The sequence below is a fragment of the Erwinia sp. PME.40.26/001 genome (assembly GCF_055556675.1).
Genome location: NZ_JBVHNP010000390.1, coordinates 1 through 241, shown reverse-complemented (window position 1 = coordinate 241; position 241 = coordinate 1). Strand labels below are relative to the sequence as shown.

Below are 241 nucleotides of genomic sequence, written 5' to 3'. Positions count from 1 at the left end.
CCCTTCGCCGCGTCCGGGTCGTCGAACAGCCCCGCGCCCCCGCATACGCCTGTCTCGGGCAGTACCAGCTCGACCCGCGCAGCGGCCTCGTGGTCGCCGGAGAGCTGCGCGACAACGCTGCGGACCTGCTCGTACCCGGTCAGCGCCAGGAACGTCGGCGCGCGGCCGTAGGACTTCGCTCCCACGATGAAGAAGTCGGGCTCCGGCTGGGCGAGGTCGGCCGCGCCGGTGGTGCGCACCG

Annotated in this window: 1 protein-coding gene; it reads right to left on the bottom strand. The window is 73.9% G+C overall.

Annotated elements, in window-relative coordinates; genetic code table 11:
* The coding region (locus tag ACZ3HG_RS24665; protein WP_465335145.1) for a hypothetical protein at positions 1-241 on the bottom strand (241 nt) is incomplete at both ends.